Genomic DNA, 14447 nt, shown 5'->3' with positions numbered 1-14447 from the left:
ACGCGGGACGTCACAGAGCGCTGATGCGCTCCATGATCAGGTCACGCGTCTCCCGGGGTGTGAGCGCACACGCTCCGATCCGGTCCATCATGTCGCGGTACTGCTCCACGACCTGCGGCTTCTGGCTGAAGGTGCTGTCCGTCAGATGCTCGATGTAGACGGCGTCCTTCAAGTCGCGCAGGGCGAAACGCAGATAGGTCAGACCGGTGCCCACGCCGACCGATGCCGTGACGGACAGCGGGGCCACCTGCAAGGTGATCCGGGGCTGACCCGTCATCTCGATGAGATGGCCGAGCTGTCCGCGCATGACCTCGGGGCCGCCGACGGCGCGCATCAGCACGGACTCGTCGATCACCGCCCACAGCCGGGGGCCGTCGGTCTGTGCGAGCTGCCGCTGGCGTTCCCGGCGCAGATCGACCCTGCGGTGCACTTCATGCGCGTACAGCCGGGCAGGGCCTGACTGGATCACCGCCCGTGCGTACTCCTCGGTCTGGAGCAGCCCCGGCACGTAGAACGGCTCGTAGGTCCGGATGGTCGACGCCGCGCCCTCCAGGGAGACCAGCGGGGTGAAGAAGTCGGACAGGACGTCGCTGAAGGAGTGCCACCAGTCCGTCCGGCGGGACTGCTCCACCAGCCGCAGGAACTCGGAGACGCGGACCTCGTCGCCCACCCCGTAGAGATTCAGCAGGGCCAGGGCGTCCGCGGGCTTGCAGCCGTGGCGCCCGAGTTCTATGCGGCTGGTCTTGGAGCGTGAGAATCCGAGCCGGGTGTCCACCGCGGAGGGGTCGAGCCCGGCGCCTACCCGCAGTTCACGCAGCTTGCCGCCCAGGATCAGCTTCAGAGCGGTCGGATTTCCCTCGACCGCGCCCAGCGGACTCATGAACAACGGCGTGCTCGGTTCTGCTGCGGCCATCGCATGCTCCTGCGGATGAGGGGAAGACTTCGACACTATCCCGCACGGACGGACGTGAGCCATGGGTGCATGGGCCGCTTCCCGTTGGGATTCAGACAATCATGGCGTCGAAGTCGCCATCCCGGGCGCCCGCGACGAAGGCCGCGAGCTCGTCACGCGTATAGATCAGCGCCGGTCCGTGCGGATCACGGGAGTTGCGCATGGCGATGCTGCCGTCCGGGAGCGTGGCCAGCTCCACGCAGTTCCCGGTGGCGTTGCTGTGAGTGCTCTTGATCCAGGTCGCCGGCGTCAGTGCGTCAGCCCGCATGCCATTGGAGAACTCCATGTCCTTGAACCCCTTTTCGTCGGTTTGTGCCGGTGGGTAGGGTCACCCTGGAATCAGCCAGTGCAATCCCAGGTGCAATTGCATTTTCGGCGCGCACTCGACAATACTCGTTCCGCATCAGCCGCCGCAGCGTCGAACACCGAAGCTTTCAGGGGGACATGACCAGTGACGATTTACATGTCAACCAGTGCGAGCACCACGTCCGACTGCGCTGACCGGCGTCCATCCGCGGCAATCGGCGTGAATCCGACGCATGAACGATCACCGTCGGGTCCTGAGCTCCACCTGCAGCACGGCTTCGGGGCGGACAACTTCGCCGCCTGCGGCCTCGACGGCAGCCCCCGGAACGCACGCCAGGCGCGTCGGTTCGTCGACGTCACCCTGCGAGGCTGGGGACTGGCGGGACTCGTCCCCGACATGGCGCTGGTCGCCGGTGAGCTGGTGACCAACGCCGTCCGGCACGCGCTCGAGCCCGGGCATGCGGCACAGGACGGCTATCCGCTCTGGCTGGGCCTCTACCGCCAGCCCGGTCATGTGGTCTGCACCCTGACCGACCCGAGCACCGCCCCGCCCCGTCCGCAGCGCGGGCTGCGGTCCCCGGCGCCCTGGGCGCCCGGTGGTCGCGGGCTCGCTCTGGTGGACGCCCTCAGCGAGAGCTGGTCCTGGTCCCTCACCCCGCCCCTGGGCAAGGCCGTGTGGGCGAGCCTGGCGCTGCCCGCCCACGCGGTCTGAAGCCGTCCGGTCACGGCTGGCCCCCGCCGGGGTGGAACACGACGAAGGCCCCGGGTGCGATCACTCGCACCCGGGGCCTTCCCGGTCCGTTCCCGACGAGCGCTACGGCAGCTGCGCCGAAGCCCGCGCCTCGCGGCGGTTGTCGCGGAAGGTGTTGACCCGCCGCGCCGTGGCGAACAGCGGGATCGTCGCCGCCAGCACGATCTGGAGCGCGCAGCCGGTCTGGAGCAGCAGCTGACCGCCCGGGGCGTCGAACGCCCAAGCGGCCAGCAGGCCCATGGCTCCCACGATCCAGCTGAGCATCGCGACCGCCAGCTTGCCCCGCGGCTTCGGGTACTCGACCCGGCTCACCATCAGCCACGCCGTGCCGATGATCGCCAGCAGGGTCGGGATGAAGGGCAGCTCCAGCAGCACGATCGAGACCACCGTCAGCGCGCCGAAGGGGCTCGGCATGCCCTGGAACATGCCGTCCTTCAACGTGACACACGAGAAGCGCGCCAGCCGCAGCACCACCGCCAGCAGCACCACGATCGCGGCCAGTGCCGAGACCTTCTGGTGGGCGTCGTCGGCGACCATGCCGTAGACCAGCACGAAGTAGGCCGGAGCCAGCCCGAAGCTGATCAGGTCGGACAGGTTGTCCAGCTCGGCACCCATCGGCGAGCTGCGCAGCTTGCGGGCCACGATCCCGTCGAAGAGGTCGAAGACCGCGGCGCACAGCATCAGGATCACGGCCGTCGCGGCGGAGTGCCGCGCCATGCCGCTCTCACCGCTGCCGACGAGGTGCGGGATGAGGATGCCGGTGGTGGTGAAGTACACCGCCATGAATCCACAGGTCGCGTTACCGAGCGTGAGCGTGTCCGCTATCGAGAGCCGCAGCGAGAGCGGCATCTCCTCCGCTTCGTCCGCGGCGCCGGAGCCGGGCTCGGTCTCGAAGGCATCCGCCTCCGGGACCCAGCCCGCCTGTGTGTCGGGATCAATCACGGTCAATGCGAGTCACCCCCGCGGTTGTGGTCTGGCCGACCTCGACCGCGACCTCCACACCCTCGGGGAGGTAGATGTCGACGCGGGAGCCGAAGCGGATCAGACCGATGCGGTCACCCTGCTCGACCTTCGTGCCCTGGGGAAGGTACGGGACGATGCGGCGCGCCACGGCGCCGGCGATCTGGACCATCTCGATGTCACCCAGCTCGGTGTCGAAATGCCAGATCACTCGCTCGTTGTTCTCGCTCTCCTTGTTGAAGGCGGGAACGAATCCACCGGGCACATGCTCGACGGACGTGACCGTCCCGGCGAGCGGGGCGCGGTTCACGTGGACGTTCAGCGGGCTCATGAAGATGGCGACGCGGGTCCGTCCGTCCTTCCACGGCATGATGCTCTGCACCACGCCGTCGGCAGGGGAGATGACCCGGCCCTGGGCGATCTCGCGCTCGGGGTCGCGGAAGAACCACAGCATGCCCGCCGCGAGCGCGGTGGTGGGCACGGCGATGGCCGCGGCACGCTTCGACCGGCGCGCACGCACCAGGCTCAGGGCCGCGGTCGCGACGGTCGGCAGAAGCCACGGCGATGCTCCGCGCGCAATGCGTACGCCGAAGCGGCTGTCGCGAGGTGCAGAGGTTTGGCTGTGGGGCATGGATGACCTTCGTAGCGGATGATGCCGCGCTGGCAGAACACGGGGACGGGCAGCTGTCGGCGGCTTTCCGGAGATGGTATCGGTTGCGCACCGCAACTGGGCAAGCCGGAAGTCGAGTCGGCGGCCGGAAGAAGATGACTCGGTGTGATCTTCTTCGCGGCCGAACCGACTCAGAAACGACATTCAGCCCTGGAGTCGGTACTCCTCGAGAAGCCGACGACCAATGATCATTTTCTGGATCTCGGCGGTACCTTCGCCGATCAGTAGCATCGGAGCCTCACGGTAGAGGCGCTCGATCTCGTACTCCTTGGAGAAGCCGTAGCCGCCGTGGATGCGGAAGGCGTCCTCGACGACTTCCTTGCAGTATTCGGAGGCGAGGTACTTCGCCATCCCTGCCTCCAGGTCGTTTCGCTCCCCGGAGTCCTTTTTGCGTGCTGCGTTGACCATCATGGCATGGGCGGCCTCGACCTTGGTAGCCATCTCGGCCAGTTTGAACTGGATGGCCTGGTGCTGGGCGATCGGCTTGCCGAAGGTGTTGCGCTGCTGGGCGTAGGAGACACCCAGCTCGAAGGCACGCTGCGCGACACCGCAGCCACGGGCCGCCACGTTCACGCGGCCGACCTCGACGCCGTCCATCATCTGGTAAAAGCCTCGGCCGGTGGTGCCGCCGAGCACACGATTGGCCGGAATGCGCAGTCCGTCCATGATGAGCTCGGTGGTGTCGACACCCTTGTAGCCCATCTTGTCGATCTTCCCGGGGATGGTGAGGCCGGGGCGGACCTCGCCGAAGCCGGGCTCCTTCTCGACCAGGAAGGTGGTCATCGACTTGTGCGGGGCCGTGCCCTCGGGGTGTCCTTCGTCACTGCGGACCAGAACGGCCACCAGCGTGGACGTGCCACCGTTCGTCAGCCACATCTTCTGGCCGTTCAGGACGTACTCGTCGCCGTCCTTCACCGCCTTCGACGAGATCGCCGACACGTCCGAACCGAGAGCCGGCTCGGACATCGAGAACGCGCCGCGCACCTCGCCCGCCGCCATCCGGGGCAGGAAGTGGTCCTTCTGCTCCTGGGTGCCGTGCTGCTTGATCATGTACGCGACGATGAAGTGGGTGTTGATGATGCCCGAGACGGACATCCAGCCGCGGGCGATCTCCTCGACGCAGAGCGCGTACGTGAGCAGGGACTCGCCCAGGCCCCCGTACTCCTCCGGGATCATCAGGCCGAAGAGTCCGAGCTCCTTGAGCCCGTCGACGATCTGCTGCGGGTACTCGTCCCGGTGCTCCAGCCCGGTCGCGACCGGAATGATCTCCTTGTCGACAAAGTCCCTGACGGTGCTCAGGATCTCCTGCTGGACATCGGTCAGACCGGCGGTCTGGGCGAGTCGGGCCATGGCTACTTCTCCTGCTGCTTCAGTTCGGGGCGGCCGGGCTGCTCGCCGCCGCGCTCCTTGATGTACGTCTCGGTGGGGACCATCACCTTGCGGCGGAAGACGCACACGAGCGTGCCGTCCTGCTTGTAGCCCTTGGTCTCGACGTAGACGATGCCGCGGTCGTCCTTGGACTTCGACGGCCACTTGTCAAGCACCGTGGTCTCGCCGTAGATCGTGTCGCCGTGGAAGGTCGGCGCCACGTGCTTCAGCGACTCGATCTCCAGGTTGGCGATCGCCTTGCCGGAGACGTCCGGCACGGACATGCCGAGCAGCAGCGAGTAGATGTAGTTGCCCACCACGACGTTCTTGCCGAAGTCCGTCGTCTTCTCCGCATAGTTGGTGTCCATGTGGAGGGGGTGGTGGTTCATGGTCAGCAGACAGAAGAGGTGGTCGTCGTACTCCGTGACCGTCTTTCCGGGCCAGTGCTTGTAGACCGCACCGACCTCGAACTCCTCGTATGTGCGTCCGAACTGCATGCTGCTCAGGCCTCCGGGATCTCGAACTTCGTGGTGCGCTGCATGCCGGCGGCCCGGCCCTTGCCGGAGATGACCAGGGCCATCTTGCGGCTCGCCTCGTCGATCATCTCGTCGCCGAGCATCGCGGAGCCCTTCTTGCCACCCGCCTCGGACGTGTAGTAGTCGTACGCGTCCAGGATCAGCTCGGCGTGGTCGTAGTCCTCCTGGGAGGGCGAGAAGATCTCGTTGGACGCCTCGACCTGGCCCGGGTGCAGCACCCACTTGCCGTCGAAGCCGAGCGCGGCGGCGCGCTGGGCGACCGCGCGGTAGCCGTCGATGTTGCGGATCTGGAGGTAGGGGCCGTCGATCGCCTGGAGGTTGTTGGCGCGGGCGGCCATCAGGATCTTCATCAGGATGTAGTGGTAGGCGTCCGCCGGGTAACCGGGCGGCTGCTCACCCACGACCAGGGACTTCATGTTGATGGACGCCATGAAGTCGGCCGGGCCGAAGATGATGGTCTCCACGCGCGGCGAGGCCTGGGCGATCGCGTTGACGTTGTTGAGGCCCTGGGCGTTCTCGATCTGCGCCTCGATGCCGATCTTGCCGACCTCGAAGCCCATCGTCTTCTCGATCTGCGTCAGCAGCAGGTCCAGGGCGACGATCTGCTCGGCGTTCTGGACCTTCGGCAGCATGATGCAGTCGAGGTTCGGGCCCGCGCCCTCGACGACCGTCACGACGTCGCGGTACGTCCACTGCGTCGTCCAGTCGTTCACCCGCACGACGCGCGTCTTGCCGGTCCAGTCACCCTCGTTCAGGAACTTCACGATGGTGTGCCGTGCTTCGGGCTTGGCCAGCGGCGCACACGCGTCCTCCAGGTCGAGGAAGACCTGGTCGGCGGGCAGGCCCTGGGCCTTCTCGAGGAAGCGCGGATTCGAACCGGGGACCGCGAGGCAGGAGCGGCGCGGCCGCAGACGGTTCACGGGGCTGGTCATGCGGGGACCTCCACGGGGTCGAGCTTGTTCGCTTTCCGGATCTCGTCGACGATACGTCCGATGATCTCGGTGATACCGAAGTCCTTCGGTGTGAAGACGGCGGCCACACCCGCACGCTTCAGATCCTCGGCGTCGCTGTTCGGGATGATTCCGCCCACGATCACCGGGATGTCGGACGCGCCGGCCTCACGCAGGCGCCGCAGTACGTCGGGCACCAGCTCGGCGTGCGAGCCCGACAGGATCGACAGGCCCACGCAGTGCACGTCCTCGGCCAGCGCGGCGTTGACGATCTGCTCCGGCGTCAGCCGGATGCCCTGGTAGACCACCTCGAAGCCCGCGTCACGCGCGCGCACGGCGATCTGCTCGGCGCCGTTGGAGTGGCCGTCCAGGCCAGGCTTGCCGACGAGGAGCCGCAGCCGTCCCGCGCCGAGCTCGTCGGCGGTACGGGACACCTTCTCGCGGACGTGGGCCATCGGGGTGCCCTCCTCGGCGGTCACCGCGACCGGCGCGGACGACACGCCCGTCGGGGCGCGGAACTCGCCGAAGACATCCCGCAGGGCCCAGGCCCACTCGCCGGTGGTGACGCCCGCTCGGGCGCACTCGACGGTGGCCGCCATCAGGTTGGTGTCGCCGGCCGCGGCCGCCTTCAGGGCCGCCAGGGCCTCCTGGGCGCGGTTCTCGTCGCGGTCGTCGCGCCACTGGTGGAGCTTGGCGACGACACGCGCCTCGTTGGCCGGGTCGACCGTCATGATCGCGGTGTCGAGGTCCGAGGTCAGCGGGTTGGGCTCGGTGGTCTCGAAGATGTTGACCCCGACGATCTTCTCCTCGCCGCCCTCGATCCTGGCCCGCCGCTCGGCGTGCGAGGAGACCAGCTGCGACTTGAGGTAGCCGGACTCGACGGCGGCCATCGCACCGCCCATCTCCTGGATCCGGTCGATCTCGGCGAGCGACTCCGCGACCAGGGCGTCCACCTTGGCCTCGATGACATGCGAGCCCGCGAAGATGTCCTCGTACTCCAGCAGATCGCTCTCGTGCGCGAGCACCTGCTGGATACGCAGCGACCACTGCTGGTCCCAGGGCCTGGGCAGACCCAGGGCCTCGTTCCACGCCGGAAGCTGTACGGCGCGGGCGCGGGCGTCCTTGGAGAGGGTCACCGCCAGCATCTCCAGCACGATGCGCTGGACGTTGTTCTCCGGCTGCGCCTCGGTCAGCCCGAGCGAGTTGACCTGGACGCCGTAGCGGAAGCGGCGCTGCTTGGGGTTCTCGATTCCGTAGCGCTCGCGGGTCACCTTCTCCCAGATGCGGCCGAAGGCGCGCATCTTGCACATCTCCTCGATGAAGCGGACGCCCGCGTTCACGAAGAAGGAGATACGGGCGACGACATCACCGAACTTCTCCTGCGGCACCTGTCCGGAGTCGCGCACCGCGTCCAGCACGGCTATCGCGGTGGAGATCGCGTACGCGATCTCCTGGACAGGTGTGGCCCCGGCCTCCTGGAGGTGGTAGCTGCAGATGTTGATCGGGTTCCACTTGGGGATGTTCGCCACCGTGTACGTGATCATGTCGGTGGTGAGACGCAGGGAGGGCCCGGGCGGGAAGACATGCGTCCCGCGCGACAGGTACTCCTTGACGATGTCGTTCTGCGTCGTCCCCTGGAGCTTGGTGATGTCGGCGCCCTGCTCCTCCGCGACCACCTGGTAGAGCGCCAGCAGCCACATGGCGGTGGCGTTGATGGTCATCGAGGTGTTCATCTGGTCCAGGGGGATGTCCTGGAACAGCCGCCGCATGTCACCGAGGTGCGAGACCGGGACCCCGACCCGGCCGACCTCGCCGCGGGCGAGGACGTGGTCGGGGTCGTAGCCGGTCTGGGTCGGCAGGTCGAAAGCGACCGAGAGACCGGTCTGGCCCTTGGCCAGGTTGCGCCGGTACAACTCGTTGGACGCCTCGGCCGTGGAGTGGCCGGCGTACGTCCGCATGAGCCACGGCCGGTCCTTCGGCTGCCGCCCGTTGGCGATCTGACGCTCTGTCATCTGATGGACCTCTGGCTCGCTCAGATGTTCCGGAAGCGGTTGATGGCGTCGATGTGCTTGGCGCGCATCTCCTCGTCGCGCACGCCCAGGCCCTCTTCGGGGGCCAGGCACAGCACGCCGACCTTGCCCTGGTGCACGTTGCGGTGCACGTCGTGAGCGGCCTGGCTGGTCTCCTCGAGGGAGTAGACCTTGGACAGGGTCGGGTGGATCTTGCCCTTGGCGATCAGGCGGTTGGCCTCCCACGCCTCGCGGTAGTTCGCGAAGTGCGAGCCGATGATGCGCTTCAGGGACATCCACAGGTAGCGGTTGTCGTACTCGTGCATGTAGCCCGAGGTCGAGGCGCAGGTGGTGATGGTGCCGCCCTTGCGGGTGACGTACACGGAGGCGCCGAAGGTCTCGCGGCCCGGGTGCTCGAAGACGATGTCGATGTCCTCGCCGCCGGTGAACTCGCGGATGCGCTTGCCGAAGCGCTTCCACTCCTTCGGGTCCTGGGTGCGCTCGTCCTTCCAGAACTTGTAGCCCTCGGCGCTGCGGTCGATGATCGCCTCGGCGCCCATCGAGCGGCAGATGTCCGCCTTCTGCTCGCTGGAGACGACGCAGATCGGGTTGGCGCCGCCGGCCAGCGCGAACTGGGTGGCGTAGGAGCCGAGGCCGCCGCTGGCGCCCCAGATCAGCACGTTGTCGCCCTGCTTCATGCCCGCGCCGTTCCGTGAGACCAGCTGGCGGTACGCCGTGGAGTTCACCAGGCCCGGCGCCGCCGCCTCCTCCCAGCTCAGGTGCTTGGGCTTCGGCATCAGCTGGTTGGACTTCACCAGGGCGATCTCGGCCAGTCCGCCGAAGTTGGTCTCGAAGCCCCAGATGCGCTGCTCGGGGTCGAGCATCGTGTCGTTGTGGCCGTCCGAGGACTCCAGCTCGACGGAGAGGCAGTGCGCGACGACCTCGTCACCGGCGTTCCAGGCGTTCACGCCGGGGCCGGTGCGCAGCACGACGCCCGCCAGGTCGGAGCCGATGATGTGGTACGGCAGGTCGTGGCGCTTGGTGAGCTCGGAGAGGCGCCCGTAGCGCTCCAGGAAGCCGAAGGTCGACACCGGCTCGAAGATCGAGGTCCACACCGAGTTGTAGTTGACGGAGCTCGCCATCACGGCGACGAGCGCCTCACCGGGGCCGAGCTCGGGAAGCGGGACCTCGTCCAGGTGCAGGGACTTCCGCGGGTCCTTCTCGCGGGTGGTGAGGCCGGCGAACATCTCGGCCTCGTCCTTGTGCACGGTCACCGCACGGTACGACTCGGGGAGCGGGAGTGCGGCGAAGTCGGCGGACGTGGTGTCCGGCGACTGGATCGCGTCCAGGATTTCCTTCACGGTGATGCCTCCAGGGGGTCCCCCCGGCGGGAGTCCGGGGGAGAAACGCTCGATGGCGAACGCTGAGGGTTACGTCGGGATCTGCTGCTGTGGAGGTGTGCCGTCGGTTCGGCGGGGTGGTGCATTGGCGGCGCCGGGTGGGCGCGTGAGGTGCCTGTGACGCAGGCGTCCGGGCGCGCGAGCCGGGTGGCTTGCGGGGACAGCCGGCGTACGACAGTTGTCTGCACGCCGGCCGCCCGGACACCCTCAACGTATGGCACCCCGTGCCAGGCCGCAAGACACTGGGTGCCAAGAATTTCACTCAGATGCAATCCGTTGATTACATATGAGCGATGATCGATCGAATCGGTCTCCTGAGCAGCGAGAACGGCCGCCCCGAAGGGCGGCCGTCACCGTGTGCGTTCGTGAAAATCCATGCGGTGAATCTTGTGAGGCCCCGCCGTTTCCCGGTGGTCACCTCTGTCTGAGCGCCTGCTCGATGGTGCGCATCACCTCGGGCAGCGGGGCGTCCGTGCGGGCCACCGCCACCAGCACCTCGGATCCCGCCGACTCCACCCGGGCCGCGGCCGCGGGAGCGCGCTCGGTGCCGGTGCGCCCTGCCCCGATGCCCGAACCGAAGGTCTCGCGCACGATGTCGAAGGCGTGGTCGAGCTGGGCCTCCACATCGCCCTGGCCCCCCGCCCGCAGCCAGCGGCGCAGCACGTGGTTGTGCGCCGTGACGACGGCGGAGGCGGCCACCTCGGCCAGCAGCGGGTCGTCATTGCCCGTGTGGTGGTCCCGCTCGTCGAAGTGCCCGAGCAGATACCGGGTGAACAGCCGCTCGTACCGGGCCACGGAGGCGATCTCACGCTCACGCAGAGTGGGCACCTCCCGCGTGAGGCGGTAGCGCTCGACGGAGACCGCCGGCGACGACGCGTACATCTTCATGACTTCCTTGATGCCGCGGCACACCGTGTCCAGCGGATGCTCGTGCGGCGGTGCGGCGTTGAGCACCGCCTCCGCGCGCACCAGGGTGTCGTCATGGTCCGGGAAGATCGCCTCTTCCTTGGAGCGGAAGTGCCGGAAGAAGGTCCGGCGAGCGACCCCGGCCGTCGCGGCGATCTCGTCGACGGTCGTCGCCTCGTACCCTTTGGACGCGAACAATTCCATGGCGGCCGCGGCCAGTTCCCGCCGCATCTTGAGGCGCTGGGCGGCGGCGCGGCTGCCGGCGGCGCTTTCCGGGGCGTCGGGTGCGGAAGAGGCGGACCTGGAAGGCCGTCGGGGAGCGTCAGCGGGCTGGGACATGATCTGAACGTACTGCATCTGCTCAGGGGGCCGCTCCTGCGGGGACGAGCCGCCCGTGCCGTCGAGCAGCCCGCCCCAGCCCGTCCCCTGTGCGCGGCCGGAATCAGCGCCGGGCATATTCGCGGAAGCCGCGACCCGTCTTGCGACCCAGGCAGCCCGCGGCCACCAGGTGCTCCAGCAGCGGAGCGGGCGCCAGACCCGGGTCGCGGAACTCGCGGTGCAGCACCTTCTCGATGGCGAGTGAGACATCGAGGCCGACCACGTCGAGCAGCTCGAAGGGACCCATCGGGTAGCCGCCGCCCAGCTTCATCGCGGTGTCGATGTCGTCCAGGGTCGCGTAGTGCTCCTGGACCATCTTGATCGCGTTGTTGAGGTAGGGGAACAGCAGTGCGTTGACGATGAAGCCCGCACGGTCACCGCAGTCCACCGGGTGCTTCTTGATCTTCGCGGTGACCTCGCGGACGGTGGCGTGCACATCGTCCGCGGTCAGGACGGTGCGGACCACCTCGACCAGCTTCATCGCCGGAGCCGGGTTGAAGAAGTGCATGCCGATCACGTCCTGGGGCCGTGAGGTGGCACGCGCACAGGCCACGACCGGCAGCGAGGAGGTGGTGGTGGCCAGCACCGCGCCCGGCTTGCAGACCTTGTCGAAGGTGGCGAACAGCTGCTGCTTGATCTCCAGGTCCTCGGCGACGGCCTCCAGCGCCAGATCGACATCGGAGAAGGCGTCCAGCGAACCGGCCGGGGCGATCCGGGCCAGCGTCTCGTCCCGCACCTCGGCCGTCATGCGGCCCTTGTCGACGGAGCGCGAAAGCGACTTGGCGATACGGGCCTTGGCCGTCTCGGCCTTCTCCAGACTGCGGGCGGCCAGGACGACCTCGTAGCCCGCCTTGGCGAAGACCTCGGCGATACCGCTGGCCATGGTGCCGGAGCCGGCGACGCCGACCGAGCTCACCTGGCGCCCTCCCGAGGCCTGCGCGGTCTCCGGCGGGGTGAGCGCGTCCCGCACCACCGTGCCGCTGTCCGGCGCCTCGTAGGTGTAGAAACCACGGCCCGACTTGCGGCCCGTCAGACCCGCCTCGCTGAGCTGCTTCAGGATCGGCGCGGGGGCGTGCAGGCGGTCGTGGGACTCGGAGTACATCGCGTCGAGCACCGTACGGGCCGTGTCGATGCCGATCAGGTCGAGCAGCGCCAGCGGGCCCATCGGCAGCCCGCAGCCCAGCTTCATCGCGGCGTCGATGTCCTCGCGGGAGGCGTACTTCGCCTCGTACATGGCAGCGGCCTGGTTGAGGTAGCCGAAGAGCAGCCCGTCCGCGACGAAACCGGGCCGGTCGCCGACCGCGACGGGCTCCTTGCCCAGGTCGCGGGCCAGCGCGGTGACCGCTTCGATCGCCTTCGGGGCGGTCAGCACCGAGGAGACCACCTCGACCAGCTTCATCGCCGGGGCCGGGTTGAAGAAGTGCAGACCGAGGACCCGCTCGGGCTGGGCCGAGTCGGCGGCGAGCCGGGTGACGGACAGCGCGTTGGTGCCGGTGGCGAGGATCGTCTCGGGTCGGACGATGCCGTCGAGGGCGCGGAACACCTGCTGCTTGGTCTCGTAGTCCTCGTTGACCACCTCGATCACGAGGTCCGCATCGGCCGCTGCCTGGAGGTCGGAGAAGGTGCGGAACCGCGCGAGGATGTTCCGGCGCTCCTCCTCCGTGATCCGCTCACGCTCCACCGCGCGGGCCGTGGCTGCCTCGAGCGTGGCGACCGCGTGGCGGGCGGCCGTGTCGCTGATGTCGATACCGATGACCTCGCGGCCGGAGCGGGCCAGGACCTCGGCGATGCCGGTGCCCATGGTGCCGAGGCCGACGACGGCGATGGTCGAAAGGGATGCCTGGGAAGAGAGAGGGGTGTCCATCACGGGACTCCAGAAATGAGTGACGACTGAGGGAGAGCGCGCGAGCGTGCGAATGCGAGGGATGCGAGCGCGCGGCGATGCGTGTCGTGGTGTCACCGCGGCGGGCGCGGTGGAGAGGAGACGGACCCTGTCCCGGGGTCGCGCCGTACTGCCGAACCGACAACTCCGCGTGCCGTCCCGGCACGGGATACCTCACGGTGGCTGCGTCACCAGGCCACCGGGAGTCGAACGGGTGGTACCCGCTCACCTGAGCCTAACTGGCGGGTAACGAGCGCGCCAGCCCTCCGTCCGGGTCAGGCGATGTGATCTGCGCCGCTGCGGCCTGACGACCGCCGGACCCGCCCGGCTGCGGCCGTTCCCGCCCGTCGACCCGCCCGGCGGGCCTACGCTGCCCCTCATGGACGCCGACCTCGAGGACCTGGCGCTGCGCACCCGGGAAGAGCTGTCAGGGCCGGCCGACGAGGAACTGCACCTGCGGCTGACCGCCACCGAGGATTGCGACGAGCTGGCCGCCGTGCTCACCGAGACCCAACGCCCTTTATGGGCCCGCGAGATCGCCGCGTTCCGGCTCGGCTGCGCCGGGGACCGCCGCGCCTTCGAGCCCCTCGTGCTGCTGCTCAACCACCGCGACCCGGGGCGCTGCGTCTCCGCCGCCCATGCCCTGACCCGGCTGGGCGACCCCCGCACCGCGCGGGCCGCCGCCGCACTCGCCACCAATGAACTGCGCGTCGCCTACGCCCTCACACCCGTACGCCTGCTCGCCGCACTGCGGGCGCCCGAATCCGCTCCAGCCCTGATCACCACCCTGGGCCGGAGACTGACTCCCGGCGACCCGCACTGGCGGGTCGCCCTCGCCTGCGTGGAGGGCCTGGGCGCGCTCGCGGACGAGCGCGCCCGCCCGGTCCTGGAAGCCTCCCGCACCCACCCGAGGCTGTCGGCCGCCGCCTCCGCCGCGCTCGGGCGGCTGCCCTGAGCCGTGGGCGCCTACCGGTCGGCGTCCGGGACGATCGCGAAGGCCTCGATCTCCATCAGCAGCCGGGGGTCGACCAGCGGGCCGACCTGCACCGCGGTGCTCGCCGGCAGCCGGTCGCGGTCGAGATACGCGTCCCGGGCGTCGCGTACCGCGGGCAGGTGCGCCATGTCGGTCAGGAAGTACGTCAGCTTCACCACGTCCGGGAATCCGGCGCCCGCCGAGGCAAGGCAGCGGCGCAGATTCTCGAAGACCTGCCGGGCCTGGGCGGCGGGGTCGCCCTCGCCGACCAGTTCCCCCTTCTCGTCCAGGGCGATCTGACCGGATACGGCGACGAAGCGGCCCGTTCCCGCGACGACATGCGTGTAGGCGGACGCGGGGAACACGCCGTCAGGCGCGTGCACATGGGTCAGATGGGTGTCCATCG

Annotated in this window: 14 protein-coding genes; 2 read left to right on the top strand and 12 right to left on the bottom strand. The window is 68.7% G+C overall.

From position 1 onward, the window contains the following. Positions 1–10: 10 nt before the first annotated feature. Together ABZ532_RS15100 and ABZ532_RS15095 are read right to left on the bottom strand one after the other, a co-directional pair. Positions 11–913, bottom strand: coding sequence for a helix-turn-helix transcriptional regulator (locus ABZ532_RS15100; protein ID WP_361282701.1), 903 nt, complete (start codon positions 911–913; stop codon positions 11–13). A 91-nt stretch (positions 914–1004) separates the two neighbouring features. Beyond that, a complete protein-coding gene (locus ABZ532_RS15095; protein ID WP_361282699.1) occupies positions 1005–1238 on the bottom strand; it encodes a DUF397 domain-containing protein in 234 nt (77 codons plus the stop codon). Positions 1239–1478: 240 nt separating this feature from the next. Here ABZ532_RS15095 and ABZ532_RS15090 point away from each other — a divergent pair, with 240 nt between their 5' ends. Beyond that, complete coding sequence (locus ABZ532_RS15090; protein WP_361282697.1) at positions 1479–1970, top strand: ATP-binding protein; 492 nt, start codon at positions 1479–1481, stop codon at positions 1968–1970. Positions 1971–2072: 102 nt separating this feature from the next. Here the strand turns inward: ABZ532_RS15090 and pssA are convergent, their stop codons facing one another. The 9 genes from pssA to ABZ532_RS15045 form a co-directional block, all read right to left on the bottom strand. Beyond that, positions 2073–2957 carry a CDP-diacylglycerol--serine O-phosphatidyltransferase gene (gene pssA / locus ABZ532_RS15085; RefSeq protein ID WP_361282695.1) on the bottom strand — a complete coding sequence of 295 codons (885 nt, stop codon included), beginning with the start codon at positions 2955–2957 and terminating at the stop codon, positions 2073–2075. Continuing rightward, positions 2944–3600 carry a phosphatidylserine decarboxylase gene (locus ABZ532_RS15080; protein ID WP_361282693.1) on the bottom strand — a complete coding sequence of 219 codons (657 nt, stop codon included), beginning with the start codon at positions 3598–3600 and terminating at the stop codon, positions 2944–2946. The genes pssA and ABZ532_RS15080 overlap by 14 nt, the downstream gene beginning before the upstream one ends. Positions 3601–3783: 183 nt before the next feature. After that, the gene (locus tag ABZ532_RS15075; RefSeq protein WP_361282691.1) at positions 3784–4989 is read right to left on the bottom strand and encodes an acyl-CoA dehydrogenase family protein; all 1206 of its coding nucleotides are present in this window, start codon (positions 4987–4989) and stop codon (positions 3784–3786) included. A 2-nt stretch (positions 4990–4991) separates the two neighbouring features. Continuing rightward, a complete protein-coding gene (locus ABZ532_RS15070) occupies positions 4992–5504 on the bottom strand; it encodes a MaoC family dehydratase (protein ID WP_361282689.1) in 513 nt (170 codons plus the stop codon). A 5-nt stretch (positions 5505–5509) separates the two neighbouring features. Next, on the bottom strand, positions 5510–6475 hold the full coding sequence (locus ABZ532_RS15065; RefSeq protein WP_361282687.1) for a CoA ester lyase: 966 nt from the start codon (positions 6473–6475) through the stop codon (positions 5510–5512). Continuing rightward, positions 6472–8505: a protein meaA gene (locus ABZ532_RS15060; protein WP_361282685.1), complete on the bottom strand. Its 2034-nt coding sequence runs from the start codon at positions 8503–8505 to the stop codon at positions 6472–6474. The genes ABZ532_RS15065 and ABZ532_RS15060 overlap by 4 nt, the downstream gene beginning before the upstream one ends. Positions 8506–8525: 20 nt before the next feature. After that, positions 8526–9863: a crotonyl-CoA carboxylase/reductase gene (gene ccrA / locus ABZ532_RS15055; protein WP_361282683.1), complete on the bottom strand. Its 1338-nt coding sequence runs from the start codon at positions 9861–9863 to the stop codon at positions 8526–8528. Between the two features lie 453 nt (positions 9864–10316). Next, complete coding sequence (locus tag ABZ532_RS15050) at positions 10317–11165, bottom strand: TetR family transcriptional regulator (RefSeq protein ID WP_361282927.1); 849 nt, start codon at positions 11163–11165, stop codon at positions 10317–10319. An 85-nt stretch (positions 11166–11250) separates the two neighbouring features. After that, positions 11251–13050 carry a 3-hydroxyacyl-CoA dehydrogenase family protein gene (locus tag ABZ532_RS15045; protein WP_361282681.1) on the bottom strand — a complete coding sequence of 600 codons (1800 nt, stop codon included), beginning with the start codon at positions 13048–13050 and terminating at the stop codon, positions 11251–11253. Positions 13051–13447: 397 nt separating this feature from the next. On the opposite strand from ABZ532_RS15045, the gene ABZ532_RS15040 reads away from it, so the two are divergent. Then, the gene (locus ABZ532_RS15040) at positions 13448–14023 is read left to right on the top strand and encodes an adenylosuccinate lyase (RefSeq protein WP_361282679.1); all 576 of its coding nucleotides are present in this window, start codon (positions 13448–13450) and stop codon (positions 14021–14023) included. An 11-nt stretch (positions 14024–14034) separates the two neighbouring features. On the opposite strand, the gene ABZ532_RS15035 is transcribed toward ABZ532_RS15040, so the two are convergent. After that, positions 14035–14445 (bottom strand): RidA family protein, encoded by a 411-nt coding sequence (locus ABZ532_RS15035; protein WP_361282677.1) that lies wholly within the window; start codon positions 14443–14445, stop codon positions 14035–14037. Between the last annotated feature and the right edge of the window lie 2 nt (positions 14446–14447).

Origin of the sequence: Streptomyces sp. NPDC019396, from assembly GCF_040632375.1 — a bacterium.
Classification (GTDB): Bacteria; Actinomycetota; Actinomycetes; order Streptomycetales; family Streptomycetaceae; genus Streptomyces.
Note: the sequence above shows the minus strand (reverse complement) of the source record. Positions and strands in the feature narration are given on the sequence as shown.